Here is a 24942-nt window from a genome sequence, read left to right on the forward strand (position 1 = left end):
GCGCCAGCACGGCGGCGCTCGAGGAACCGCTGGACGATTCGTGCCAGCCTCCGGCCGATCGGCGCATCGGTATGACCAGCCGAGTCCGGTGCCGAGAGCCTCCGTGGGCACGTCTGGCGGGGGGCGGGGCCAGGCAGGTATTCCCGTAACGGATCACGGCCATGCGCTGCGAGCGCCGTCTCGCCGGAGCCTGGCGACGACGCGGGCATCGTTCAGCGCTATCTTTACAGCCGCGTTCGCTGTGGCACGCTGGCCGCCTTCCGAGACGCACGCGCCGGCAGGCGCGCGCCCAATTCAACTCATGCGCCACGGAGCGAGGCATGCAGGAGCTGCAGAGCACGCTCGCCCGGATCGATGGCAAGGGTTACAAGGCCTATCGCGACATCACCGGGCGTTATCGGTTCGACGACTTCGAGCTGCGGGTCGATCACGTCCAGGGCGACCCCTATGCGGCGCCGTCACGTCTGCGGGTGATCATGCCCTGGGACGAGGCGGCGCTGCCCGACGACGTCCGCAATGGGGTGCGCGCACGGGCGGCGCGCGATTTTCTCGCGCGCTGTTTCCGTCGCGCCGTGCGTGACGAGCCGGCCATCGCCATCGATGCCGGTGCGCAGACGGTGCTTGACCGCACCGCAGCCCTGTTCACGCCACAGGGGGTGGAGCTGCGCTTCACCGTCAATCTGCCGGCGCGTGGCCGTAGCATCCTCGGCCGCCAGGCGCGGGAGCTTTTGTGCCGGATCCTGCCACGGGCCGTACGTGCCGCGCTGCGACCGGAGCACCGCGATACCGCGGCGCTGGCGCATCACTGCGACGTTGTCGAGGACCAGTTCGCCCTGCGCGAGCAGCTCGCCGGGCAGGGGCTGGTGGCCTTCGTCGCCGACGGTGCGGTCCTGCCCCGGCGCTCCGGGGTGGACGACCGCCCGCTCGCGGATGCTGTGGCGTTCGCGTCGGCGCCGAGTCTGCGGGCTACGCTGATGGCCCCCAATGCGGGGGAAGTCAGCGGTCTCGGGGTGCCGCGGGGCATCACCCTCATCGTCGGCGGCGGCTTCCATGGCAAGTCCACGCTGCTGCGCGCCCTGGAGCTCGGCGTCTACGATCATGTCCCCGGTGACGGGCGGGAACGGGTCGTCACCGACGCGGAGGCGGTGAAGATCCGCGCCGAAGATGGCCGTGCGGTGCACGCCGTGGATCTCTCGCCGTTCATCAACCATCTGCCCTACGGCAAGTCCACGACGGCGTTCGACACGGAGCTCGCCTCGGGCTCTACCAGCCAGGCGGCGGCGCTGCAGGAGGCACTGGAGCTCGGTGCCGGCACGTTGCTGGTGGACGAGGATACCTCGGCGACCAATTTCATGATCCGCGATCAGCGCATGCAGGCGTTGGTGGCCAAGCGCGACGAGCCGATCACGCCGTTCGTCGACCGCATCCGTGAGCTGCGGGATACCCTGGCGGTGTCGACAGTGCTGGTAATGGGCGGGTCGGGGGATTATTTCGCCCACGCGGACACGGTCATCCAGATGCACGACTACCTGCCGCGGGACGTGACCGCCGAGGCGCGCCGTATCGCCGCCGAGCATGCGGCCGGACGTCGCGAGGAGGCGGAGAGCGCGCTCGCGGCACCGCGTCCGCGTTCGTTGCGTCCGCGCTCGGTGGACCCCACTGCCGGTCGGGGCAAGCCGCGGATCAAGGCCCGTGGCGAGGACACCCTCGTATTCGGGCGTGACGACGTGGATCTGCGCGCCGTCGAGCAGATCGTGGATGCCAGCCAGGTGCGTGCCATCGGCTTGCTGCTCCCGCTGCTCGCCGCCCACGGTGGTGAATGGGTAACCGATCCGGGGGCGCAGGTGCGGGAGCTGCTCGCCCAGCCCTGGGAGCGGTTGACCGGGCGCCCCTCCGGCGATCTGGCGCGGCCGCGCCCCGCGGAGGTCATGGCGGCGCTCAATCGACTGCGAAGCGCCGTGTTTCGCGCCGGCGGCGCGGGCTGAGCGGTGCGGCTCAGCCCGGCGCGGGGGAGTCGGTGCCGGGCTGAATCACCAGGTGCTTGTCCGGCTCACAGCCGGTGCTCTGCGCGAGCAGGCGGTGGCGCATGGCGATGCGGTGCTGGAGCTTGCGCAATGGCGCCGAACGCGGCGTGAGCTCCACCGCGATGCCTTCGTCGATCACGCGCTGTGCGGCGGCTTCCGCTTCCCGGGCGGCGGCGTCCACCGTGGCGTCATTGAGGCCCGGCACGACGTTGAAGACGTCGCGCAGCAATCGCCGTATCTGCGCCGTGCTATTGCGCTTGATCGCGTAAACCGGGGCCCCGGTCTCGGCGATCAGTTCCTGCAGGCGCCGGTCCTGGCTGCGGGCGCGCAGAGCGAGCACCAGGTCCGCCCGTTCGGCTTGCTCCACGGTGCGGGCGTTGAGGCGCAGATCCCTCAGCACGCGCTCGGTGGAATCGCGGCTCAACGCGTAGCAATAGATGCGCACCATGCGCTCGCTGCCGCTCTGCGGAGTCGGTTTCGTCGGCGCTGGCACCCGTTGCGGTTCCGGTTCCGGTACCGGGGGCGCCGGCGGTGCCGGAATGGCGGGCTCGCCGCCGGACTCGCCGGTCGTGCCGCGCGGTTCGCCCCGTGGGGCGATGCCCCGGAGCAGCGCGTCCACGGCGCGCGCGGTATCGCGGTGGACGATGAGGCGTTCGCGGTCGACGATCTCCACCACGGCACCGAACGTCGGCGGGCCGGCGCGTTCGCTGACGGTCTTCTGGGTGCCGCGTGCACGGGCGCCTTCGTCGCTGAGGGTGACCGTGCGTACGCCGCCGACCAGGTCGGCGAGCGTGGGGTTGCGCGTGAGGTTCTCCAGCGTCGTGCCATGCGCGGTGCCGATGAGCTGTACGCCGCGTTCGGCGATGGTGCGCGCTGCGGCCGCCTCGGCGGCCGTGCCGATCTCGTCGACCACGATCACCTCGGGCATGTGGTTTTCCACCGCCTCGATCATCACGGCGTGCTGGGCATCCGGATGGGGAACCTGCATGCGGCGCGCGGAACCGATCGCCGGGTGTGGAATGTCGCCGTCGCCGGCGATCTCGTTGGAGGTATCCACGATGACGACGCGTCGGGCGAAGTCGTCGGCGAGCACCCGTGCCATCTCGCGCAGGCGGGTGGTCTTGCCCACCCCCGGCGGCCCGAGCAGCAGGATGCTGTAGGCATCGGCGGCGAGGTCGTGCAGGGGGGCGATGGTGCCATAGACGGCGCGGCCGACGCGCAGGGTCAGCCCGACGGTCTCACCGGTGCGGTTGCGGATGGCGGCGATACGGTGGAGCGTGCCCTCGATGCCGGCGCGGTTGTCCGCGGTGAAACGGCCGACGGCCTCGCACACTCGGGCGAGTGTCTCGCGCGTCACCGGTGCATCGTCGAGGGCATGCGGCCCGCCGGTGAGGCGTGCCTGCGGCGGGCGGCCGAGGTCGAGCACCACCTCGAGCAGATCCGTGGAGGGTAAGCGGCGCAGGCGTTCCCGCAGTGGCCGGGGAAGGACGCCGAGCAGCCGTTCGAGGTCATCGGTTCGGGTTTCGATGCTCACGCGGGACGACCTCCTGCTGTGTCCTTACCTCCATGTATCCCCGCCACCCGTTAAACTGTCAATCATCCGTGCCGACGGGTGACAATTGGGCTCGCCCGACCACTTCGAGGCGCGACGACATCGCCGGTGTGCCCGACGCGTTGCTGGACGCGATGGGGCGGCTGGAGCTCGTCATGGAGCTCACGATCCACCCGGGGCGCCGCCTTGCCCGCGTGCGCGCCGTTGAAGTGCTCGACGGGCTGCTGCATCGCGGCTGCTTCGTGCAGTTGCCGCCCGACGACGACGTCATGCCGTTCGGCGGGGCGAACCGGACGAAGCATTAATAGCGCGGCTGTCGACGGCTATGCTCAATTGCATGAGTCAGTGTTCTGTGTAGGCGATACGGCGTGCCCTCGGCTCAGGGCACTGGAACGGTCCGAGCGCGTGTCTGCTGGGCGGAGGGGGCATGGCCAACGAGCTTAGAACGAACCGACGTCACGTCGCCCGGTTTCCCGCGGATCTGCTGGTGCGCGTGTACCTCTATGGCCGTGCCGTCGGCAGCTATCGTACCCGCGACGTCAGTCGTGCGGGGGTCGGCCTGCATGCCGGGCGGGTCATGCTCTGGCGCGGCATGCCGGTGGAGGTTCAGCTCTACTCCGCCGTGGGCACGCGCGCGGTACCAAGGCGCATCGCCGCGGTCGTGTGCTATTGCCGCGGTAACGGTATGGGGCTGCGTTTCCGTCGCCGTTGATGGCACGGAACCGGCCCGCCCCGGGGGGGCTGGCTCGGTAGCCGTGTCGCCCCTGCCGGCGGCGTGCGCGCGGCCGACGCGGTTACCCGCGCCCGGCGAGGAAATCCACCAGACGCCGGTCGAAGAGCTGGCGAAGGGCGTCCTGGACCGCCCGGGCGATGTCCGCCGCGTTGCGCTCCGGTCCCGGGCGCGTGACCACCCGCGCGCTCCGCGAGGTCGAGGCCTGACCGTTGAAACGCTCCCCGCCGCGCCAGGCACGCGCCTGCAATGTCATCCGAGTGTCCACCCGCCGCGGCACGTCGGCGGTTACCGTGTGTCGCAGCTCGGTGATCTCTATGAGCAGGCGCGGTGTCGCCGTGTCCGACCAAAGCTGGGGTGGAAACCCGGCCTGTGAGAGCGTCTCTCCGGCGGCCAGCTCCACGACGTAGGCGAGGTCCTGGCTCGTGGTGATCGTCGCGTCCTCGTCTTCCCGGTTCTGCAGCACGCCCAGGGCTTTGTCTTCGCGCCGGTCCACGACTTCCAGCGCCACCGGCGGCCCGCCACTGACGCTCGCGTTCGGTTCCGGCGGTTCCACGCTCAGGCGCAGTGTCTGCGGGTTCTGGGCGCAGCCGGCGAGCACCACTATGGTGGTGATGAGGGTGAGCAGGCGAGCGGTGGAGAGGGGCATGTCTGAGGCCTCCTTTCTATGAGCTTGACTCATCCTGGTGATTGAACGAATTCATTGTGTTCAGGATTTAACTTGACGACCCACAGCTAGGGCCCGAGACTCTGCGAACTCTGGCGCTGCGAGCGCCTGTTGTGTCGCAGCATACAAGGGTGATACGAGTGACGCAGCCAGCGAGTACAGCTAACCAGCCTGCAGGCCTGCACCTCGAAGTGGTGCCGCCGCTTACCCGGCAGGGCGAGGCAGGGGTCGATGCGGCTCTCGCCAAGGTGGCGGCCCTACATGAGTCAGTGGGCCTGGACGGGATCAATATTCCCGAAATCCGTGAAGAGAGTTCCAAGAGTGACAAGGGCGAGCGGCGCATGCCGTTCGAGCCCCGCATGGAGCCGCGCGAGCTCGCGCGGCGCATCCGCGATACCTTCGGCATCGAGTGTATGATAAACCGCGTCGTGGTCCACCTGGAGCGCGACCGCCAGGCCGACTGGTTTCGCGAGACATGGGAGGAATACGGCGTCCGGCGTTTCGTGCTGGTGGGCGGTGAGAAGAGCGGGGTGGACTACCCCGGCCCGTCGGTGCCGGAAGCCAACGAGCTCATCCGGGAGGTGATATCCGACCGCCATCTGCGGGTGGGCAACATCTGCATCCCCACGCGCTCGGGGGAGGCCGATCGCATGCGCCGCAAGATGCGCACCGGCACGGATTTCTTCACCACGCAGATCGTCTACCATCCGGAGCAGTTCACCGATCTCGTCGACGCGCTGGTCGACGGCGGTCTGCCGTCGCCGCCGCCGGAGGTGCTGGTGACGCTCTGCCCGGTGAAGAACGAACGCAACATCCGGTTCCTGCACTGGCTGGGGGTGGACCTGGCGCCGGAACTCGAGGCCTGGCTCACCGAGAAGCCGGACGAGGTCACCGAGCGGTCGCTCACGCAGATCGAGCGCGCATGGGCGACGATTTCCGCGCATCGCGCGCGCCGGGCGCCAAGCATGCCGGTCGGCGTGAGCCTTGCGCCCATCGGAAAGATTCCTCACGAGACCACCGTGCGTCTCGCGCGCAACCTCTCCGTGGAGCTTTCCCGCACCGCTTGAGGTTGCATGGCTCGCGAGGTGGCCGGCATCGGCTGCCGGCCACCTCGCAGCGCGCTCGTCAGCGCTGGCTACGCAGGTAGTCCTGCGTTGTGAGCAGGAACAGACGCCGAAACAGCTCCTCGATCGCCGCTTCGCGTTCCAGTTCCCTGGCCTCCCCCTCATCCGCGGCCGCCCGTGGATATTCCCAGATTAGCCGTACAGCCCCCGAGTTGGCATCGCTGACTTCCAGGCAGGGGTTGGCGCCATTGAGTCGGGCGTCGATCTGGTAGCTCATCCCTGTCTCCTCTCATTGCCGGGCATCTGAATCGTCTGCAATAAACAGTAATCGTTCTCATTCGCATATGCAAGTCATTGAATTGCGGATGACGCCCCGGCGGATAGGCGTTACATTGTCGACATTCTTGGATGACCAATCCGGTTACAGCGCATGCCACATGTCAGCGAGCCAGTCGGGCGGTGTGTCGCGACGACAGGGCCGGGGGCGACGCCGGAGTCAACCGTCGCGGGAATCAGCAGCGCGAATTGCGACGTGTAGCAAGGCCCTACACGAGCGGCGAGCGACGCCGTCCACAACGGCGCATAAGGCCACCGGGGCCTGGCAGCATGTTCGAAATGGTTGGTAAATGCCCGCTGGCACAGGCGGTGTATCGCTGGGGACGGGGCAGACATGAAGGCGCGACGGACAAGCGCGCCACTAAATGAGGAGGCCGGACCACCGGCCCACGAGACGACAAATCAGCTACCCGCAAGACGAAAGGAGATGACCATGTCCCAGAACCATCCCGACCGTGGCCGACGGCGTTTTCTGCGCACCGGTCTGCTGGGCGTGGCGGCGGTGCCGCTCGCCGGTGGCCTGGTGACGCGCCGGGCCAGCGCTCAGGACGATATGCCCAGGCTGAGCCCGGACGACCCCGCGGCCAAGGCTCTGAGCTATACCCATGACGCCAGCACCGCCACGGGCAATGCGGCCTTCCAGGAAGGCGCTCACTGTGCCAACTGCCAGCTCTTCACCGGCGAATCCGGTGCGGAATGGGGCCCGTGCAGCGCGTTCCCCGGCAAGCTGGTGAACGCCCAGGGATGGTGTTCCGCCTGGGTCGCGAAGAGCTGAGCGCCAGTCAGACGCGTTGAGCGTCAAGGGGATGGGCGAGTGCCCATCCCCGTCTGGACGAATCAGTGACGATCATGGCCGCCGGTATCCCCGGCGGGTACTACCTTCCCCGGGTTGAGGGTGCCCTGAGGGTCGAGTGCGCCCTTGATCGCGCGCATGAGCGCGACCTCCTCAGCGGACTTCAGCCGCGCGACCTCGGCGGGCTTGAGCTGGCCGACGCCATGCTCGGCGGCGAACGAGCCGTCCAGCGTCGCGACGATGTCGTGGATCAGCCGGTTGAACTCGTCCCAGCGGTCGAGGAAGTCCTCACGGGCCATCTGCGGTGGCTGGCTCAGGTTGAAGTGTATGTTGCCGTCACCGACGTGACCGAACGCGCAAGGGCGTATCCCCGGCAACCGCTGCCGGGCGGCTGCATCCGCGCGTGCGAGGAAGTCGGGGATGGCCGGCAGCGGCACCGAGACGTCGTGCTTGATGCTGGCTCCTTCGTGGCGCTGGGCGGCGGGGATACTGTTGCGCAGTGCCCAGAGCGTGTCGCGCCCGGCATCTTCGTCGGTGATCCGGTAATCGCGGGCCAGTGACGGCAGCTCCGGGAGCGTCCCTTCCAGCATTCCTCGCAGGTCGTCGTGGCGTCGGGAGCTGGTAACGTCCAGCAGGACGTACCAGGGCCACGGTTGTGGGAACGGGTCGCTGCAGCCCGCGCCGTGGCGGAGTGAGAACTCCACGGGGGTGCGCCCCATCAGCTCGAAGGCGGTGAGGCTGTCGCCGGTAAGCGCCCGCAGCTCGGCGAGTAGACCCAATGCCGCCGATGGGGTGTCCAGTGCGACCAGGGCGGTGGCACGGTGCCGGGGGCGGGGGTGCAGACGCAGGACGGCGGCGGTGATGATGCCCAGCGTGCCCTCGGAGCCGACGAACAGGTCCTTGAGATCGTAACCGCTGTTGTCCTTGCGCAGGGCGCGCAACCCGTTCCAGACGCGCCCATCGGCGAGGACGACTTCCAGGCCGAGCACAAGCTCACGGGCGTTGCCGTAGCGCAGCACGTTCATGCCACCGGCGTTGGTCGCCAGGTTGCCGCCGATGCAGCATTCGCCGGCGGCGGCGTAGTCGAGGGGAAACAGCCGGTCCGCGCCGGCGGCTGCGGCTTGCACGTCGGCGAGTGTGCAGCCCGCTTCGGCCACCAGGGTGTGGCCCAGTGGGTCAATGGCGCGTATGCGCCGCAGACGTTCCAGGCTCAGCACGATCTGATCGCCGCTGGCGTCCGGTGCGGCGCCGCCGCACAGGCCGGTGTTGCCGCCCTGGGGAACGATGGCCACACCGGCGGCGGCGCACCGGCGGACCGTTTCGGATACCGCGCGGGTATCCGCCGGGCGCACCACCGCCCGGCAGCGACCTTTGAACAGACCCCGGCGTTCACGGAGGTACGCCGCCGTTGCGGCCGGCGTGGTGATCACGGCGTCGTCGCCCAGGACGTTCTCCAGCTCATGCACCAGTGCGTCGACGCCATCAGTCATGGCGCAGCCACCAGCGCACGGCCGCGAGTAGCGCGGCTGTCAGCCCGAGTGTGAGGCCGGCAAGCTCGGCGGCCATCGGCCCGAACAGGTCGGGGGCCTTCATCAACGTCGTCATGAGCGATTCCTGGTAGTAGAAAAACCACTGGTGCCCGGAGGGGAAAGCCCATTCGTGCAGCCGCGCGAACCAGCCGCCGTCACCGGCATCGAAGGCCGCCACCGTCAGGCCGCCGCCGACGGCGAGGGCGAGGCCGCCACCGGCCGCGAGCGCCCGCCCGCCGGGCACGTGTCCCGCCCGCCGCAGCCAGGTAACCGCGGCGAGCAGGCACAGGCCCGCGCCTATGGCAGCGCGTTGAAGCAGGGAGACCCAATCGGCGACCAGACGCAGGTGCGCGATCTCCGGGGGACGCAGTAACGCCTCGGCGGTCGCGTTCGGTGGCTGGTAGCGCAGTGTCTCGAGACCTTCGCCGCCATGGTTGATGGCGGTCACGATGTCGCCGAACAACGCCTGGTGCTGCTGTGGCGTGAGAGTCTCGAAACCGCTGCGGTAGCGGTTCTGTGGCCCGTACTCGGCGATGTGGGCCTGAATGTCGAGAGCTCCGTAGAGGGCCGGATAACCGAAGTCGACGAGCGATAGCAGTTGCCAGGCCACGCCCGCGGCCGCGAGCAATGCGGCGGGGGCGACGGTGGCACTGGCGATTGCGGTGAGCAGGCGGTGGCAGCGCACGGCGTCGAGCATTCGCTCATTGTACGCCGTGACGGCGGGCGCACGCAGGCGCACGGTAGGCCTCCGGTGACGCTGGCCGCCGTGGTGTCACCCTGCAGTGATTCGCCGTCATACCTGTCCCTGTCCGGTGTCGCGGCCCTTCGCCCCGCCCGGCTCCGGTGGCGCCGGGCGCTCGGAGACGCGGCGAACGTCTCTATTGCCCGGCGTCGTCCGCCGCCTCTGCCTTGTCGTCGAGCGGGGCGCTCAACCCGCGTCGGGCGCGCTCGTTGCGGGAGACGCTGCCGGCGAGCCGTCCCAGCGCCTCCACCGCGAGGGCGTCCCCGGATGCGGCGGCACGGCGTATCCACGCGAGCGCTTTGTCGGTGTCCTCGGCCACGCCCTGGCCATAGTAGTACATGTAGCCCACGGCATACTGGGCGCGGGGCTGGCCGGTGGCCGCTGCGTCGCGCAGGGCGGGGAAGGCGCGATCGAAGTCCCCATCGAGCCAGGCCTGACGGGCCTCGGCGATCTCCGGGGCGGTGCCGCCGTCCTGGGGCGCCGTGGCGCAGCCGGCGAGGATCAGGGACGCGGCGAATGCCGCGAGTGCGAAACGCTTCATATGGATCTCTTGTCGGTTACTTCTTCACAGGCCCTACCGCTTGCGGGCGAGGGTGACGCCGTCGGCCACCGGCAACAGGCAGAGGTCGATGCGGGCATCGTCGCGCAGGCTCCGGTTGAATGCGCGGATCGCGCGGGTGTCCTCGTCCTGTCGGGTGGGGTCGCTCACACGGCCGTGCCAGAGGGTGTTGTCCACTGCCGCCAGGCCTCCGGGGCGCAGGAGCTTGAGGGCGCGTTCGTAGTAGTCCGGATAGCCGCTCTTGTCGGCGTCGATGAACACGAAATCGTACTGGCGGGCGCCGCCGGCGTCGAGCAGTGTGTCCAGGGTATCCACCGCCTCGCCGATGCGCAGATCGATCAGCTCGTCCACGCCCGCCTGACGCCAGTAACGTTGACCGACATCCGTCCACTCGCGACTGTGGTCGCAGGCGACGAGCACGCCGTCGGCGGGCATGGCCAGCGCCATCGTCAGCGCGCTGTATCCGGTGAAGGTGCCGATTTCTACCACTCGTCGGGCGCTGGTGAGGCGCACGAGCATCGCCAGCAATGCCCCCTCCTCGGGGGCGATCTGCATGCCGGACTGCGGCAGGCGCGCGGTTTCGGCGCGCAGCGCACGCTGGATGTCGTTCTCGCGAACGCCCTCCGAGAGCAGGTACGCGAGCAGGTCGTCGGACATCCCGATGGTACGATTGCTCATGATGCGGTAAACCTCCCTGTGGGCCGGCGGTGATGCCACCCGGGACAACAGGATACGCGAAGTCCAATGGACGCTAACTCAACAGAGCCACGGAACGGCGTCAAGCCGCTTCGGGTCATCCAGATCAGCGACACGCATCTGTTCGAGGACGAGACCGCCCGGCTTGCCGGCGTGGCCACCGACGCGAGCGCGCGGGACGTATTCGAGGCCGCACTGGCACAGGCGTGCGGCGTCGATCTCGTCGTCGTCACCGGCGACCTGGTCCACGACGGCAGCGTCACCGCCTATCGGCGCCTGCGTGACCGCCTGCGCGCCGCCGGTGCCCCGGTGCTGGTGGTGCCAGGCAATCACGATGGCCCCGATGTGATGCGGCGGGTCTTCGACGACGGGCCGGTGCGCTGGTGCGAGAGCTGCCGTGTCGGCGCCTGGCAGGTGGAGTCGTTGAACTCCCATCGCGGCGACGATCCCGGCGGCAGCCTCGGGGAGGCGCAGTTGGAGGCTTTCACGCGGCGGTTGGCGGCCGGTAGCGGGCCGGTGCTGACGCTGGTGCATCATCCACCGGTGGCGCTGGGGGCGCCGTGGCTGGACCGCATCGGCCTGGCGGACGGCCCGGAGTTGGTGGACCGGCTCGCGGCGAGCGGTCGGCCGGCAGTCGTGGTCTGGGGGCATGCCCATCAGGCATGGGCCGGGGGCGACGAGCGGTTGCGTTTGCTGGGCGCGCCGTCCACCTGCGTCCAGTTCGCCCCCGGGTGTGCGGATTTCACACTGGATACCCGCCCGCCGGGCTGGCGGTGGCTGTCGCTTTACCGGGACGGTGCCGTGGAAACCGGTGTGGAACGGCTGCCGGCAGGCATGCACGCGGCGGCGATGGATTGTGGCGGCTACTGAGTCACGGTCGTGGGAGACGACGTGCGGCACCATACGGTGAACCGCAGGGTTGCGCAGGCTGCGCCATGGTAGCGGCGCGAGGCAGGAGTCAGCAATGAGCGAGGAACCGCGGACGAGCGGGCGGGACGACGAGGTGGCCCGTCTCCAGGCGGAGCTCGAGGAGGCGCGGGCGCGCGCCGAGGAAGTCGCCGCCTACTACCGGGGTGAGCTCGAAGCGGCGCGCCGCCGGGCGGAGGACGAGGCGGTACGCATCCAGGCCGGCGAGGCGGGCCGGCGCAAGCGCGCAGACGAGGCGGTGGCGCGTCTGAAGGGCGAGCTCGCCAGTGCGCGGCGCGATGCCGAGCATGCGCAGCGTCGTTACGAGGAGCTGCATCGTCATCTCGAGGAGATGGAGCAGGCCAATGCCCGTGACGGTGCCCGCGAGCAAGAGGCCGCACGGGCGGCGTGGCGAACCGCCGAGGAGGAGGTGGAACGCCTCGATGGCGAGATCGCTGCGTTGCAGCGAGAGCTCGAAAGCGAGCGCGCGCATCGCCGGCAGCAGGATATCGAGCGCGAGCGGCTGGTGGAGGAGCACCGGCATACCGAGGAACGCTGGCGAGGGTTGATGGCGCGGCTTCGCCGCGGGTTCAAGGCGTCCGAGCAGCGTCGCCGGGCGTTGGAGAACGCCGTCGCCGAGGCCGAGCAGCGCGCACGCGAGGTCGCTGCAGCCGATGAGCAAGCCGGCCGGCGGCCGGCGTTCGCGCCGGTGGATGCCCGGGTGGAGGTGGATCCGACCAAAGGGTGGGGCAGCCTCACCATCACCGAAGGCGAGGATCTCTCCGACGAATTCATGCTGGTCGAGGCCGATCAGTCCATTCGCGAGGCCGCCGACGCCAGACCGGGGGACGGGCAGGGGCAGGGCGCGCGTGCCGATGTCTCCGAGGAGGAAGCGGAGACCCTGCTCATGGAGCTCAACGTGGACCGGCGCATGGCCGAGCGTCGCGCCGAGCCCGCCCGCGCCGCGCCGACGGCACCGGCCGACGGTGGTGCAAGCTTCCGACCGCGCGATCCCCGCCCCGTCCGTCCGGCGCCTGCGCCGGCGGGCCCGGCACGCACGCCGGAGCGTACCGGCGGCAGCCTGATGCCGTGGCTGGTGGCGGCCGGCGTGGTGGGTGTTCTGGCGGTCTTCGCCCTGGTGATGCTCCTCTAGTGCAAAGTCCAATGGTCAAAGTGGCAAGCGCACAGCCGCTTGGCGTTACCGTCGACGCTTTGGTTCCTGCGTCAAGCGTTACGCAGGCCGAGTGCCGGAGGGTGGATGAAGCGCGAGCGTAATCCCTCTCCACGGGGCGTTGCGCGTCGCAAGTCTCGAGTTTCAGGTAGCGCGTGCGCCGTCCGAGCACCGGCTCCGGATCGCTTTCCGCTTTGAACGTGTGTCCATTGCACGGGTTGGAGTCGCCGGGGGCGCTCAGATCTCGATCATCTCGAAGTCTTCCTTGCCTGCGCCGCATTCCGGACAGGTGAAGCTTTCCGGAATGTCTTCCCAGCGCGTGCCGGGCTCGATGCCCGCCTCAGGGGCGCCCTTCTCTTCCTCGTAGATCCATCCGCAGACCACGCACATGAAGGCACGGTATTCCATGGTTTGCGTCAACCTCATCGGTGGGAAAAGGCCGCCAAGGGTACCCCCGCGCCGGCCGGGAATGAAGGGGGGCGCTGGCCGCGGTGCTCGGCGAGGCAGTAAACTGACGGGCATGCGGACTGCTGCGGCCATTAGTGGGCTATACGCCATCACCGATGCTGCGCTGCAGCCACCGGAGCGTCTGGTGGATGCGGTGGCGGCGGCGGTCGACGGCGGCGCCCGGGTAATCCAGTATCGCGACAAGGGTGACGATGACGCGCGCCGGCTTGAGCAGGCCCTCGCGCTGGCGGCTCTGTGCCGCGACCGTGGCGTGACGTTCCTGGTCAACGACGACATCCGTCTGGCTGCCGAGGCGCAGGCCGACGGTGTCCACCTGGGCCGCGACGACGAGGCGCTCGCTGCCGCCCGCCGTGAGCTCGGCGACCGTGCCGTCATAGGCGTCTCCTGCTACAACGAGCTCCATCGCGCCCTCGATGCCGAGGCGGCCGGCGCCAGCTACGTGGCCTTCGGCAGCGTGTTCCCTTCGCGGGTGAAGCCGCACGCGCCGCGCGCGGAGCTGGCGTTGTTGCGCCGGGCCCGCCAGCGGCTTCGCGTGCCGATCGTGGCCATTGGCGGTGTGGACGCGGACAATGCGGGTCTGGCCGTTGCCGCCGGCGCGGATGCCGTGGCCGTGATCAGCGCGGTATTCGCGTCGACGGATGTGGCTGCGGCTGCCCGTCGTGTGGCCGCGGTTTTCGAGTAGACAGCGCTGCGTGGCTCCTCTGCGGTGAGAGCGCGCGGTGGCGTGGGACATTCACCCCGATTTCAGGAAGCGAGACCATGAGCCGATCCTCCGAGTTGTTCGCCGAGGCCCGCAAGCATCTCGTCGGCGGGGTCAACTCCGCCGTTCGAGCCTACCGCTCCGTTGGCGGCGAGCCGCCGTTCATCCACCGCGGTGAAGGGCCCTGGATCGAGGACGTGGATGGGCGGCGTTATGTCGACTACGTCCTGTCCTACGGGCCGCTCGCCGTCGGTCATGCCCATCCGGAAGTGCTCGAGGCCGTGCATGCCACGGTGGCGCGGGGGTTGAGCTTCGGCGCTCCCACCGAAGGCGAGACCGAGCTGGCCCGCCGCGTGAAGGCCCTGGTGCCCTCCATCGAGCGCATCCGCATGGTCAACTCCGGTACGGAGGCGACCATGAGCGCCCTGCGCCTGGCCCGCGGTTTCACCGGGCGGGAGAAAATCGTCAAGTTCCAGGGCAATTACCACGGGCACGTGGATCCGCTGCTGGTAGAGGCTGGCTCCGGCGTTCTGACGCTGGGCATCCCCGGTTCGCCCGGCGTACCCGAGGGCGTGGCGTCGGCGACGCTGACCGTGCCCTTCAACGACATCGACGCCGCCCGTGAGGTTTTCGCCCGCTACGGCGAGGAGATCGCGGCGGTGATCGTGGAGCCGGTGGCGGGCAACATGAATTGCATTCCCCCCGTCCCCGGGTTCCTCGACGGGTTACGGGCGCTATGCGACGACGCCGGCTCGCTGCTGGTGTTCGACGAGGTCATGACCGGTTTCCGCGCGGCGCTGGGTGGCGCGCAGGCGCGTTTCGGGGTAACGCCCGATATCACCTGCCTGGGCAAGGTCATCGGCGGCGGCATGCCGGTGGGGGCGCTTGGCGGCCGCGCGGAGATCATGGCGTATCTCGCTCCGGAAGGTCCGGTCTACCAGGCGGGCACGCTCTCCGGTAATCCGGTGGCGATGGCCGCGGGCCTGGCCACGCTGGACGTGCTGACCCGCGACGGCGCTTTCGAGGAAGCCGAGGCAACGACCCGTCGTCTCACGGACGGACTGCGCGAGCGTGCCGCCGCGGCCGGAGTGCCTTTCACCACCAACCAGGTGGGCACGATGATGGGCTGGTTCTTCACGGAAGCGGAGGCGGTGCGAGGTTTCGCGGACGTTGCCGCCTGCGATGCCGAGCGCTTCAAGCGTTTCTTCCACGCCATGCTCGATGCCGGGGTGTATCTCGCGCCTTCGGCGTTCGAGGCCGGTTTCGTCTCCACCGTCCACGACCGAGTAGCCATCGACCATACCCTCGACGCTGCGGAGCGTGCCTTCGCCGCGCTGTAGAGGGAACCCAAGGGCAGGAAACAACCGCGGATGCAGGAGTGGATCGGACCGGTCCTCGACTGGCTGCAGGCGCACGCCGGCTGGGTCGGTCCGCTGCTGGGGCTGGTGGCCTTTGCCGAGTCCCTGGTCCTGGTGGGGCTGTTCGTCCCCGGTGCGGTGCTCATGTTCGCCGCCGGCGCGCTCGTGGGGACCGGGCACCTGGCGTTCTGGCCGCTGTATCTGTGGGCGGTGGCGGGGGCTATCGCCGGCGATGGGCTGAGTTTCTGGATTGGCCGTTACTTCCGTGGCGGCCTGCGGCGGCGCTGGCCGTTCACGCACCATCCCGAGATTCTGCAACGGGGCATGGCGTTCTTCGCCGCCCATGGCGGCAAGGGCGTGTTCCTCGGCCGGTTCGTCGGCCCGATACGCCCCATCATCCCGGCGGTGGCGGGCATGCTGGACATGCCCGCCTGGCGTTTTCTGTTGGTCAACGTTGTCTCGGCCATCGGCTGGGCACCGGCGTATCTGCTGCCCGGCGTGGTCTTCGGCGCATCGCTCGCGGTGGCCGCGAGCGTGGCGACACGCCTGGTCACGCTGGTGGTGGCGTTACTGGTGACGGCCTGGCTTTTGTGGCGGCTGCCCGGCTGGTTGCGGCCGCTGGCATCCCGCGCCGTCGCTCGTCTCGATCGGCGCTGGTGGTGGCTGTTGCGGGGGGTGCGTCACCGCGCCGGCCTGATGTGGTGGGCTGCGCTCGCCCTGCTGGTGGTGATGTGCGTGACGGCCGTGGCCCTGCCGGAGCCTTCGGCATGGGAGCGTACGCTGCTCGAGATTGCCGACGCCCACCGTACCCGGGCGTCGCGTATGCTGCTGTGGCTCATCACGCAGCTCGGCGGGACGCTGGCGGTGACCATGGCCGCCATGGCGGTGACGGCGGTGTTGCTGGCGTCGCGTCGCTGGCGCGCAGCCGGCGCTTACGCGGGCAGCATGGCGCTGGTCGTGGTATCGGGCTACGCGCTCAAGGCCCTGTTTGCCATGGGCCGCCCCAATGGCCTCACCGGCGAGGCGTTCGGCTACGCGTTCCCCAGCGGCCACAGTTTCGGGGTCACCGGGCTCGTCGTCGCAACCGTGGTTCTGGTGGCGCCGCCTGCCTGGCGGTCCCGGGGCGTGCTGCTGACAGCCGCGGTGGGGTTGGCGTGGCTGGTAGCGCTAACGCGTATCGGTCTGGGGGTGCACTGGCCGCGGGATGTCATTGCGGGCTTCGCCCTGGGCGCGGTGGGTGGGGGGCTGCTGGGGCTGCTCGGGCCTGCCCGTTGTCCGGAGTGGCTGCGCTGGCGGGTGCTCGCCACGGCGTCGGTGGCATTGCTCGCCGGTGCCGTCATCACCGGGGGGATTGGTTATCCGGAGCGCCTGGCGCGTTACCCGGTGGCCGAGGAGCGCTCCGTGCTCAGTGCGACGGAGGCCTGCGAGCTCGCCCTGGCGCCGCCCGCCGAGGCGGTCTGGCTGGGCGATGTCGCGGCGCTTGCCGTCGCTCTGGAGCGCGGCGGATGGCAGCCGGCTCCGGCTTGGGGGCTGCAGTCGGCACTGCGCTGGCTGAGTCCGGCACCGCAGGCGGATGCGTTGCCGATCTGGCCGCGGTTCGCCGCTGGCCGGCCGCCGGTGGGTACCTGGGTTCGGGCACAGGACGGCGCCGAGCGCACGGTCCTGTGGGTATGGTGGCGTGCACGCGCCCGTTCGGAGCCGGTCTATCTGGTGGGCGCGGAACGCCAGCGCCTGCAGCCGCGCTGGCCCGTGCTGGCCGTCACCCGCACGCCGGCGGATGTGCCTGACGGGCTGCTGGAGCGTGCCGGCCGGCTGTGCTCCCGGCGTCAGTCGTCCGGCTGACCCCACCGCGGGGCGAGCTGGTTCGCGACGCCGAGCTGGTCGAGCACCCGGGCGACCACGAAGTCCACCAGTGCAGTGACGCTTTCGGGCCGGTTATAGAACCCGGGGTTGGCGGGCAGCATGACCGCGCCCATGCGTGTGAGACGCAGCATGTTCTCGAGATGGATCTCGGACAAGGGGGTCTCCCGGGGTACCAGCACGAGCCGGCCGCGCTCTTTGAGCACTACGTCCGCCGCGCGCTCGATGAGGCCGTCGCTGGTGCCCGCTGCGATGCGCGCCAGGCTCCCCGTGGTGCACGGGCAGACAGCCATACGCGCCGGCGCGCCCGAGCCCGAGGCAACGGGCGCCGTCCACTCCTTGGCGCCGAAGACGGTCAACCCGCTCTCCGGCACGTTCAGGTGGCGACAGAGCGCGGTCGCCAGCTCGCGGTTGCGGCCGGGGAGGGCCAGGTCCTCCTCCATTTTCAGCACGAGCCGGCCGGCCTCCGAGATCAGTAGATAGACGCGCTGCTCCGCCGCCAGCAGGCTCTGCACGAGGCGCAGGCCGTAGGCGCCGCCGGAGGCACCCGTGATGGCGACGGTGATGGCATCGTCGATCATGCCGACCCCCGTGCGGCGTCACCCAGGGCCGCCAGCAGCCGCTCGTGGATGCCGTCGAAGCCGCCGTTGCTCATGACCAGCACGGTATCGCCCGGGCGCGCGTGGGCGACGATGCGATCCACCAGTTCCGCCACGCTCGCTGCCGTGTGGGCGCGCCTGCCCAGCGATGCCAGAGCCTTGTCCGGATCCCAGGGCAGGTCCTCGGGGGCGAGCACGAAGCTCGCCTCGGCGCTGTCCAGGCTCGTGGCCAGTCGGTGCTGATGGATACCCTGGCGCATCGTGTTGGAACGCGGCTCCAGCACCGCCAGGATGCGTCCGGATTCGCGCGTACGCAGGGCCTCGATGGTGGCGGCGATCGCGGTGGGGTGGTGAGCGAAGTCGTCGATCACCCGTACGCCACCCGCCTCGCCGCGAACTTCCAGGCGCCGGCGCACGCCGCGGAACCCCGCCAGTGCCTCGATGCCGACGGTCAGCGGCACGCCCACGTGCCTGGCGGCGAGTAGCGCGGCGGCGGCGTTGCGGGCGTTGTGTTGGCCGGCGAGCGGGGTGGCGTAGCGTACCGGTTTCGCCCCGTGAAGCCGCCAGGCGTCGGCGTCGGGCTCGATCCGCCAGTCATTGCCGGCGCCCGTGCCGAAGCGCGCGGTTTCACTCCAGCAGCCGAGCGCCAGTGTCTCGGCGAGTGCGTCGTCGTCGCCATTGGTGAGAATCAGGCCGTTACCGGGCACGGTACGCACGAGGTGGTGGAATTGCCGCTGTATTGCGGCAAGATCCGGAAAAATGTCCGCGTGATCGTACTCCAGGTTGTTCAGGACCAGGGTGCGGGGCCGGAAGTGGACGAACTTGCTGCGCTTGTCGAAGAACGCGGTGTCGTACTCGTCCGCTTCGATGACGAAGAAAGCGCCCGTGCCGAGCCGCGCGGAGCGGCCGAAGTTTCCCGGCACGCCGCCGATGAGGTAGCCCGGGTCGTAGCCGGCATATTCCAGGATCCAGACGAGCAGACTCGCGGTCGTGGTCTTGCCGTGGGTGCCGGCGACGGCAAGCACCCAGCGATCGCGCAGGACGCGTTCGGCAAGCCACTGGGCCCCGGAGGTATAGTCCATGCCGCTGTCGAGGACGGCTTCCACGCTCGGGTTGCCGCGGGAGAGCGCGTTGCCGATGACCACCTGGTCGGCCGCTGGCAGGGCGTTCGCCGCCCAGCCCTCGCGCACCGTGACGCCGGCGTCCGCGAGCATGGTGCTCATGGGCGGGTAGGCGGCGGCGTCGGCACCGGTGACCTGGTGGCCGCGCTCGCGGGCGAGCAGCGCGATGCCGCCCATGAATGTCCCGCAGATGCCGAGAATGTCGACGTGCATGTCAGTGCTCCGGTTCGTGCGCCGGACCCGCCGTTACGCGGCGCCGTGTGAGCGTAGCGCCTGCCGCATGACCGCGCCCGGCGGTGTGCGGTTGGCATTCGGAGATACTCGCGCGGCCATCGCCGGAGGTCTCGCCAGGCCGTTCATCGGTGTCGCCGCCCTAGGCATGCATCGCCTGCATGATCAGCCCGGAGCTCATTACGTAGCCGAGCGCCCACGCGAACCCCATGCCCAGGGAGGCGTCGAGCGCATTGCGCAGGATGTGGGCGATGATCACCAGATTCCAGATGATGAGTCCCGTGAGACCGAGCATGGTTGCCTGGGATTCGCTCCCGCCGAGCTCCAGCAATGGCAGCGATAGCGCGGAAATGACGCAGTCCGTGGCGAACAGCGCGGTCGCGCTCTGCACGAACCGTGCGGCGAGTCCGTGGAAGCGAAGCACCAGATACAGGTAGCCGGCGGCGAGCGCCATCGCAAGGATGAGGTCCAGGACCGGCGTGGGCGTGCCGGGCGGCAGCGCGCGCATGGTCGGGTAGCCGAGCAGCCCGCTTAGCGCCACGGCGATCGCGAGCAGCGTCGTGGAATAGGGGAGGTCCTGGGGGCCGCGGCGCAGCAGACAGATGTCGAGCACGGTGTGGCCGATGAGGTAGAGCGTTGGCATCCCTGAGTGACGGTCTCCGGGTATCGGGCGTTACGTTGAGTCGCGTCAGGGGCAGTGGCCGGCGTCAGCGCGTCCGCGGCGCGGCGCCCGCGGGAGACGGGATGACCGCACACGTGCGCGAGCAGACCGTTGCCAAGCCACTGGATTCCATGGCACTACCCCTGTGAATACCGGGTATTGCGTTGCAAAACGCCCATCCGGTTCCAAACTCACAATGGAGAGCATGGTAACCGTTCCGGCGGCGCGGTTTCACGTTCGCGCCGAGTCGACCGTTGCAGAGGGGACAGTCATGGCAGTCGAACGAATCCTTGCCGCTCGTATCCGTCACGGCTCGCTGTCGCTCGAGTACCCGGACGGAAGCGTTCGCCGCTATGGTGCAGGCGAACCTGCAGCGCGCTGGCAGATTCACGACCACAAGGCGTTGCCGAGAATCGCCGCCGACCCGGACTTCATGCTCGGTCAGACGTACATGGACGGTGCCTGGTCCACGCCGGATCTGTTGCGCCTGCTCCAGGTGCTGATGGTGAACTTCCCCGAAGGGCAGGGCGGGCGCTGGCGCCGGTTGGTCCAGCGGCTGCTGCGCCCCTTCCAGCAGTGGAACCGGCGGGCGGCCAGTCGCCGCAACGTCGCCCATCACTACGACCTGGACGAGTCGCTGTTCCGGCGTTTCCTCGACGAGGACATGCAGTACTCCTGTGCCTACTGGCCGCCGGGTGTGGATGATCTTGAGTCGGCGCAATACGCCAAGAAGGAGCTCATCCGCCGCAAGCTCCGTCTGCAGCCGGGACAGCGCGTGCTCGATATCGGCTGTGGCTGGGGAGGGCTCGCCATCCATCTCGCCGAGCACAGCGATGTGTCCGTGGTCGGCGTGACGCTTTCGCAGGAGCAGTACCGTGTCGCCCGCCAGCGCGTGGCCGAGCGCGGGCTCGACGGCCGGGTGGATATCCGCATGCAGGATTACCGCGAGGTGCCCGAGGAGTTCGATCGCGTCGTGAGCGTGGGAATGTTCGAGCACGTCGGTGCCCGTTACTACGATACCTACTTTCAGGGCGTCTACGATCACCTCACCCGCGACGGGGTCGCGCTGATCCATACCATCGGCCGGTCGACGCCGCCCGGTGTGACGAACCCCTGGATCGCGCGCTACATCTTCCCCGGAGGCTATATTCCGGCCATGTCGGAGGTCATGGCGGCGGTGGAGCGCCAGGCGCTGGTGAGTACGGATATCGAGGTGCTGCGGCTGCATTACGCCCAGACACTGGCGGCCTGGCAGGAACGCTTCCAGCGGGTGCGCGCCGCCGTGGCCGCGGAGAAAGACGAACGCTTCTGCCGCATGTGGGAGTTCTACCTGGCGGCGAGCGAGGCGGCCTTCCGCTGGCACGATCTGGTCGTCTTTCAGTTCCAGCTTGCCAGGGACCAGGCGGCGGTGCCGCTTACCCGCGATTACCTCTTCGCCCCGGAGGAGCGCGCCATGCTTTGGGACGTCGGCCGGTCGTCAGCGGGCTAGGTCCGCTTCCGGCTGCTGCTCCCTCACGGGCGTGCTCAGGCGGGCCCGCGTCGTCATAACCCGACACCGGAGCTGGCCGGTGTGCGGGGGTGGCGTCGTGGGTGCATTGCCCGGCACGAGCGCCTACACTTGCGCGCGTTTTCCGGCGCCCGCGGGTTCGGCGCCGGGGTCGGTCGCATCTGAGGGGAGCTAGCCATGAGCCGCAAGAACGCTTTCTACGCGCAGTCCGGCGGCGTGACCGCCGTGATCAACGCAACCGCCTGTGGGGTGATCGAGACGGCGCGACAGCATCCGGATCGCATCGGCACCGTCTACGCGGGAAGGGCCGGCATACTGGGCGCACTCCACGAGGAACTCATCGATACCGCCCACGAGAGCCCCGAGACGATCAGCGCATTGCGCCACACGCCGGCGGGCGCTTTCGGCTCGGCGCGCTACAAGCTCAAGGGCCTGGAGGACAACCGCGCCGAGTACGAACGGCTCATCGAGGTCTTCGAAGCACACGATATCGGCTATTTCTTCTACAACGGCGGCGGCGACTCCCAGGACACCGCCCACAAGGTCTCCCAGCTCGGTGACTCGCTCGGCTATCCGATTACCTGTATCGGTATTCCCAAGACCGTGGACAATGACCTCCCGGGTACCGACACCTGTCCCGGCTTCGGCTCGGTGGCCAAATACATCGCCGTGTCCACGCGCGAGGCCGGGCTCGATGTGCGTTCCATGGCGGAGACCTCGACGAAAGTCTTCGTGCTCGAGACCATGGGCCGGCATGCCGGCTGGATCGCCGCCGCAGCGGGTCTCGCCCGCGAGGAGGACGGCGATCCGCCTCACGTCATCCTGCTGCCCGAGGTCGCCTTCGACCGCGAGCGTTTTCTCGCGCGGGTGCGCGAGAGCGTCGAGCGTTTCGGCTACTGCGTGGTGGTGGTTTCCGAGGGCGTGCGCACGGCGGACGGGACATTCCTCGCCGACCAGGGGAGCAAGGACGCTTTCGGCCACACCCAGCTCGGCGGCGTGGCGCCGGTCGTGGCTCAGATGATCAAGGACGCGCTCGGCTACAAGTACCACTATGCGGTCGCCGACTACCTCCAGCGCGCGGCCCGCCATATTGCCTCCGCCACCGACGTGGAGCAGGCCTATGCCATGGGACGGGCCGCCGTGGAATTCGCGCTCGCCGGGCGTAATGCGGTGATGCCGACGATTCGCCGGCTCGCGGATGCACCCTACCGCTGGGAGGTGGGCGAGGCGGAGCTGGCGTCCGTCGCCAACGTGGAAGCCAAGATGCCGTCAGAGTACATCAGCGATGACGGGCTCGACATCACCGACGCCTGCCGGCGTTACCTGCGCCCGCTGATCGAAGGGGAGGACTACCCGCCCTACCGGGACGGACTTCCGGATTACGCGCGCGTACAGGGTGTGCTCGTAGACAGGAAATTGCCCCCGTTCAAGGGCTGAGGGCGCGTCCGGCGCATGCCGGTCCGACGGGCGGTATGCGCGGGCTTGGCCATGCGCGCGCGCTGCCTCTATAATCGCGCTCCAGATTCGGTGCGCTGCAACACGCGCGTTCGGGATGGGAGCGGGCCATGGCGATGAACGCTGCGCGGCTGAAGGAAGAAAACCGCCGGTACCGGGGTACCGGCGGCGTGAGCGAGCGCAATCGCAGCGACGGTTTCGCGCCTGCCTTTCTCGACAGCGAGTCCGGCGCAATCCATCCTTCCTGCCTGGCCGACGGAAGCCCCGCTCCCTGTCACTGCCTGGATGGCTTGCCGGCGCCGCTGGTTACCGGCCGCGATGCCAGTGGCCGGGTCGTCGCGGTGCGCTCGTGCGTCGTCGCCGGCTTCGTGCGTGACGGTGTGTTCTATACACGTGAGCAGGCTGCGCGTGCCGTCGCCATTGCCGAGTGCGGGCCATAACGTCCTTATTGGGGTATCCTCGCCCCATGCCTTGGATTCAGATCGGATTCGACATACCCCGCGAGCGCTTCGGGCTTGCCGAAGCGGTACTGGAGAGCGCCGGTGCGCTGTCGGTGACCAGCCGTGACCCGGGTGACGAGCCCGTGCTCGAGCCTGCTCCCGGCGAGCAGCCCCTGTGGTCGCGGGTCACCGTGATCGGCCTGTTCGATGCCGATATCGACGTTGCCGGCGTACACGCGAACGCGCGTGAGGCGCTCGGCGAGGACCCGGCCGGCTGGTGGGCCGAGCCACTCGCCGACCGCGCCTGGGAGCGGGCGTGGATGGACGGCTACGAGCCGATGCGCTTCGGCGAGCGGCTCTACGTGGTACCGAGTCATCAGTCTCCACCCGATTCGGAGGCAGTGAATCTGCACTTAGACCCGGGACTCGCATTCGGCACCGGCACGCACCCGACCACATCGCTCTGCCTGGAATACCTGGACGCGCATCCGCCGGTGGGCGAGCGTGTGCTCGACTACGGCTGCGGCTCCGGCGTGCTCGCCGTGGCGGCGCTGCTTCTGGGGGCCGGCGAGGTCGAGGGCGTGGACACCGATCCCCAGGCGCTCATTGCGAGCCGCGAGAACGCGCGCATCAATGGTGTCGCCGAGCGCCTGCGGGTGCGCGAGGTGGGCGTGGACCCACCCGCACCGGCCGATCTGGTGCTGGCGAACATCCTCTCGGGCGTGCTCATCGAGCTCGCCCCGCGACTCATCGACTGCTGCCGCCCGGGCGGTCGTCTGGTTCTCGCCGGCGTGCTCGAGGAGCAGGCGGATACGGTGCGGGCGGCCTTCGCGCCCGCGATCGAGCTTGTCGTCACGCCGCCGCGGGATGGCTGGGTTCGCCTGGAGGGTCGACGGGAGATCGCATGAGCGAGCGCCCGCCCATGCAGACACGGTGCCCCGGGTGCGGGACCGTTTTCCGTGTCACCGAGCATCAGTTGCAGGCCGCCGGTGGCGAGTGCCGCTGCGGGCTCTGCGGCCGTATCTTCGATGCTCGGCCGCATGGCTATCGGGCGTCGCCCCCGCCGGTCGAGCCGGTGGAATCGGTAGAGCCGACAGTACCCGACCCGGCGTTGGAGCCGGCGGAGGTGGCCCCGGAACCCGTGTCGGATGACTCCGGCGAGCCTCTGTATGAGCCGGTCGGCGTCGAACCCGTTCACGTCGAGCCGTCGGTGGGTTCAGCGCCGCCCGAGGCCGGCGGGGGCGCCGTTGCCCCCAGCGTCGAGGATCCGGATTTCGTCGAGCTCTCGTCGGCACCCTCCCGCCGGCGCTGGCCGTGGGCGCTGGCAGCCGTGCTGCTGGTGGTGGCACTGGCGGGCCAGGTTGCCTGGTTCCAGCGTGACGTGCTGCTTGCCGATGCCCGGGCGCGGGGGTGGGCCGAGGTGGCCTGCGAGTGGTTTGGCTGCCGGGTGGGCCTGGTCAGCCGGCCGGAACAGGTGGCGGTCGTCGAGCGAACTCTGGAGCCGGAGACTGCGGACGCCCAGCGGCTGCGGTTCACCGCGCGCATCGTCAACCGTCACGAGACGCCCATCGCCTGGCCGCAACTCGGCCTGCGACTGCGGGCGCTCAACGGGCGTATCGTCGGCGAACGCTGGTTCGCACCGGGTGACTACCTGGAAACGCCCCCCGGCCGTGGCGGGATGCCCGTGGACGAGCCGGTCGCGGTGAGGGCGACCGTCGCTGACCCTGATGGACGCACCCAGGGGTTCGAGGTGGAGTTCCGCTGATCCAGCGC

General features: G+C 69.3%; 26 protein-coding genes. 15 read left to right on the forward strand and 11 right to left on the reverse strand.

Annotated elements, in window-relative coordinates; all coding sequences use genetic code 11:
* Positions 1-320: 320 nt before the first annotated feature.
* Positions 321-1985 (forward strand): ABC-ATPase domain-containing protein, encoded by a 1665-nt coding sequence (locus tag ACPEES_RS12550; protein ID WP_435103838.1) that lies wholly within the window; start codon positions 321-323, stop codon positions 1983-1985.
* 10 nt (positions 1986-1995) lie between these two features.
* On the opposite strand, the gene ACPEES_RS12555 is transcribed toward ACPEES_RS12550, so the two are convergent.
* The gene (locus ACPEES_RS12555; protein ID WP_435103839.1) at positions 1996-3558 is read right to left on the reverse strand and encodes a R3H domain-containing nucleic acid-binding protein; all 1563 of its coding nucleotides are present in this window, start codon (positions 3556-3558) and stop codon (positions 1996-1998) included.
* Positions 3559-3590: 32 nt separating this feature from the next.
* On the opposite strand from ACPEES_RS12555, the gene ACPEES_RS12560 reads away from it, so the two are divergent.
* On the forward strand, positions 3591-3881 hold the full coding sequence (locus ACPEES_RS12560) for a YcgL domain-containing protein (RefSeq protein ID WP_435103840.1): 291 nt from the start codon (positions 3591-3593) through the stop codon (positions 3879-3881).
* 122 nt (positions 3882-4003) lie between these two features.
* A complete protein-coding gene (locus ACPEES_RS12565) occupies positions 4004-4288 on the forward strand; it encodes a PilZ domain-containing protein (RefSeq protein WP_435103841.1) in 285 nt (94 codons plus the stop codon).
* An 82-nt stretch (positions 4289-4370) separates the two neighbouring features.
* Here the strand turns inward: ACPEES_RS12565 and ACPEES_RS12570 are convergent, their stop codons facing one another.
* Positions 4371-4955 (reverse strand): YajG family lipoprotein, encoded by a 585-nt coding sequence (locus ACPEES_RS12570; protein WP_435103842.1) that lies wholly within the window; start codon positions 4953-4955, stop codon positions 4371-4373.
* Between the two features lie 158 nt (positions 4956-5113).
* On the opposite strand from ACPEES_RS12570, the gene ACPEES_RS12575 reads away from it, so the two are divergent.
* Positions 5114-6040: a methylenetetrahydrofolate reductase gene (locus ACPEES_RS12575; protein ID WP_435103843.1), complete on the forward strand. Its 927-nt coding sequence runs from the start codon at positions 5114-5116 to the stop codon at positions 6038-6040.
* 58 nt (positions 6041-6098) lie between these two features.
* On the opposite strand, the gene ACPEES_RS12580 is transcribed toward ACPEES_RS12575, so the two are convergent.
* Positions 6099-6314, reverse strand: a complete 216-nt coding sequence (locus ACPEES_RS12580) for a hypothetical protein (protein ID WP_435103844.1) — start codon at positions 6312-6314, stop codon at positions 6099-6101.
* 492 nt (positions 6315-6806) lie between these two features.
* Here ACPEES_RS12580 and ACPEES_RS12585 point away from each other — a divergent pair, with 492 nt between their 5' ends.
* Positions 6807-7148 (forward strand): high-potential iron-sulfur protein, encoded by a 342-nt coding sequence (locus ACPEES_RS12585; protein ID WP_435103845.1) that lies wholly within the window; start codon positions 6807-6809, stop codon positions 7146-7148.
* Between the two features lie 62 nt (positions 7149-7210).
* Here ACPEES_RS12585 and ACPEES_RS12590 read toward each other — a convergent pair whose 3' ends face one another.
* From ACPEES_RS12590 to ACPEES_RS12605, 4 genes are all read right to left on the reverse strand, one after another.
* On the reverse strand, positions 7211-8656 hold the full coding sequence (locus ACPEES_RS12590; protein WP_435103846.1) for an FAD-binding oxidoreductase: 1446 nt from the start codon (positions 8654-8656) through the stop codon (positions 7211-7213).
* Complete coding sequence (locus ACPEES_RS12595; RefSeq protein WP_435103847.1) at positions 8649-9434, reverse strand: DUF1461 domain-containing protein; 786 nt, start codon at positions 9432-9434, stop codon at positions 8649-8651. Before ACPEES_RS12595 ends, ACPEES_RS12590 begins: the two co-directional genes overlap by 8 nt.
* A 139-nt stretch (positions 9435-9573) precedes the next feature.
* Positions 9574-9978: a hypothetical protein gene (locus ACPEES_RS12600; protein WP_435103848.1), complete on the reverse strand. Its 405-nt coding sequence runs from the start codon at positions 9976-9978 to the stop codon at positions 9574-9576.
* Between the two features lie 33 nt (positions 9979-10011).
* The gene (locus tag ACPEES_RS12605) at positions 10012-10674 is read right to left on the reverse strand and encodes an O-methyltransferase (protein ID WP_435103849.1); all 663 of its coding nucleotides are present in this window, start codon (positions 10672-10674) and stop codon (positions 10012-10014) included.
* Positions 10675-10740: 66 nt separating this feature from the next.
* Between ACPEES_RS12605 and ACPEES_RS12610 the strand changes: the two genes are divergently transcribed.
* Positions 10741-11562 carry a metallophosphoesterase gene (locus ACPEES_RS12610; RefSeq protein WP_435103850.1) on the forward strand — a complete coding sequence of 274 codons (822 nt, stop codon included), beginning with the start codon at positions 10741-10743 and terminating at the stop codon, positions 11560-11562.
* 94 nt (positions 11563-11656) lie between these two features.
* Positions 11657-12751 (forward strand): hypothetical protein, encoded by a 1095-nt coding sequence (locus ACPEES_RS12615; RefSeq protein ID WP_435103851.1) that lies wholly within the window; start codon positions 11657-11659, stop codon positions 12749-12751.
* A gap of 255 nt (positions 12752-13006) precedes the next feature.
* Here the strand turns inward: ACPEES_RS12615 and ACPEES_RS12620 are convergent, their stop codons facing one another.
* Complete coding sequence (locus ACPEES_RS12620) at positions 13007-13177, reverse strand: rubredoxin (RefSeq protein WP_435103852.1); 171 nt, start codon at positions 13175-13177, stop codon at positions 13007-13009.
* A 112-nt stretch (positions 13178-13289) separates the two neighbouring features.
* On the opposite strand from ACPEES_RS12620, the gene thiE reads away from it, so the two are divergent.
* The 3 genes from thiE to ACPEES_RS12635 all read left to right on the forward strand — a co-directional run bounded on the left by thiE (position 13290) and on the right by ACPEES_RS12635 (position 17137).
* On the forward strand, positions 13290-13919 hold the full coding sequence (thiE, locus tag ACPEES_RS12625; RefSeq protein ID WP_435103853.1) for a thiamine phosphate synthase: 630 nt from the start codon (positions 13290-13292) through the stop codon (positions 13917-13919).
* A 77-nt stretch (positions 13920-13996) separates the two neighbouring features.
* Positions 13997-15277, forward strand: coding sequence for a glutamate-1-semialdehyde 2,1-aminomutase (hemL, locus tag ACPEES_RS12630; RefSeq protein ID WP_435103854.1), 1281 nt, complete (start codon positions 13997-13999; stop codon positions 15275-15277).
* Between the two features lie 30 nt (positions 15278-15307).
* On the forward strand, positions 15308-17137 hold the full coding sequence (locus ACPEES_RS12635; protein ID WP_435103855.1) for a VTT domain-containing protein: 1830 nt from the start codon (positions 15308-15310) through the stop codon (positions 17135-17137).
* On the opposite strand, the gene ACPEES_RS12640 is transcribed toward ACPEES_RS12635, so the two are convergent.
* From ACPEES_RS12640 to ACPEES_RS12650, 3 genes are all read right to left on the reverse strand, one after another.
* Positions 17122-17736 (reverse strand): UbiX family flavin prenyltransferase, encoded by a 615-nt coding sequence (locus ACPEES_RS12640; RefSeq protein ID WP_435103856.1) that lies wholly within the window; start codon positions 17734-17736, stop codon positions 17122-17124. The genes ACPEES_RS12635 and ACPEES_RS12640 overlap by 16 nt on opposite strands.
* Complete coding sequence (gene mpl, locus ACPEES_RS12645; protein ID WP_435103857.1) at positions 17733-19088, reverse strand: UDP-N-acetylmuramate:L-alanyl-gamma-D-glutamyl-meso-diaminopimelate ligase; 1356 nt, start codon at positions 19086-19088, stop codon at positions 17733-17735. Before mpl ends, ACPEES_RS12640 begins: the two co-directional genes overlap by 4 nt.
* 160 nt (positions 19089-19248) lie before the next feature.
* The gene (locus ACPEES_RS12650) at positions 19249-19749 is read right to left on the reverse strand and encodes a hypothetical protein (protein WP_435103858.1); all 501 of its coding nucleotides are present in this window, start codon (positions 19747-19749) and stop codon (positions 19249-19251) included.
* 289 nt (positions 19750-20038) lie between these two features.
* Between ACPEES_RS12650 and ACPEES_RS12655 the strand changes: the two genes are divergently transcribed.
* From ACPEES_RS12655 to ACPEES_RS12675, 5 genes are all read left to right on the forward strand, one after another.
* On the forward strand, positions 20039-21256 hold the full coding sequence (locus ACPEES_RS12655; protein ID WP_435103859.1) for a class I SAM-dependent methyltransferase: 1218 nt from the start codon (positions 20039-20041) through the stop codon (positions 21254-21256).
* Between the two features lie 195 nt (positions 21257-21451).
* Positions 21452-22711 (forward strand): 6-phosphofructokinase, encoded by a 1260-nt coding sequence (locus ACPEES_RS12660; RefSeq protein ID WP_435103860.1) that lies wholly within the window; start codon positions 21452-21454, stop codon positions 22709-22711.
* 128 nt (positions 22712-22839) lie between these two features.
* On the forward strand, positions 22840-23169 hold the full coding sequence (locus ACPEES_RS12665) for a hypothetical protein (RefSeq protein WP_435103861.1): 330 nt from the start codon (positions 22840-22842) through the stop codon (positions 23167-23169).
* 26 nt (positions 23170-23195) lie between these two features.
* Positions 23196-24077, forward strand: a complete 882-nt coding sequence (prmA, locus tag ACPEES_RS12670) for a 50S ribosomal protein L11 methyltransferase (RefSeq protein WP_435103862.1) — start codon at positions 23196-23198, stop codon at positions 24075-24077.
* Positions 24074-24934, forward strand: coding sequence for a DUF3426 domain-containing protein (locus ACPEES_RS12675; protein WP_435103863.1), 861 nt, complete (start codon positions 24074-24076; stop codon positions 24932-24934). Before prmA ends, ACPEES_RS12675 begins: the two co-directional genes overlap by 4 nt.
* Positions 24935-24942 lie beyond the last annotated feature (8 nt).

The organism is Arhodomonas sp. AD133 (assembly GCF_051195215.1).
GTDB lineage: Bacteria > Pseudomonadota > Gammaproteobacteria > Nitrococcales > Nitrococcaceae > Arhodomonas.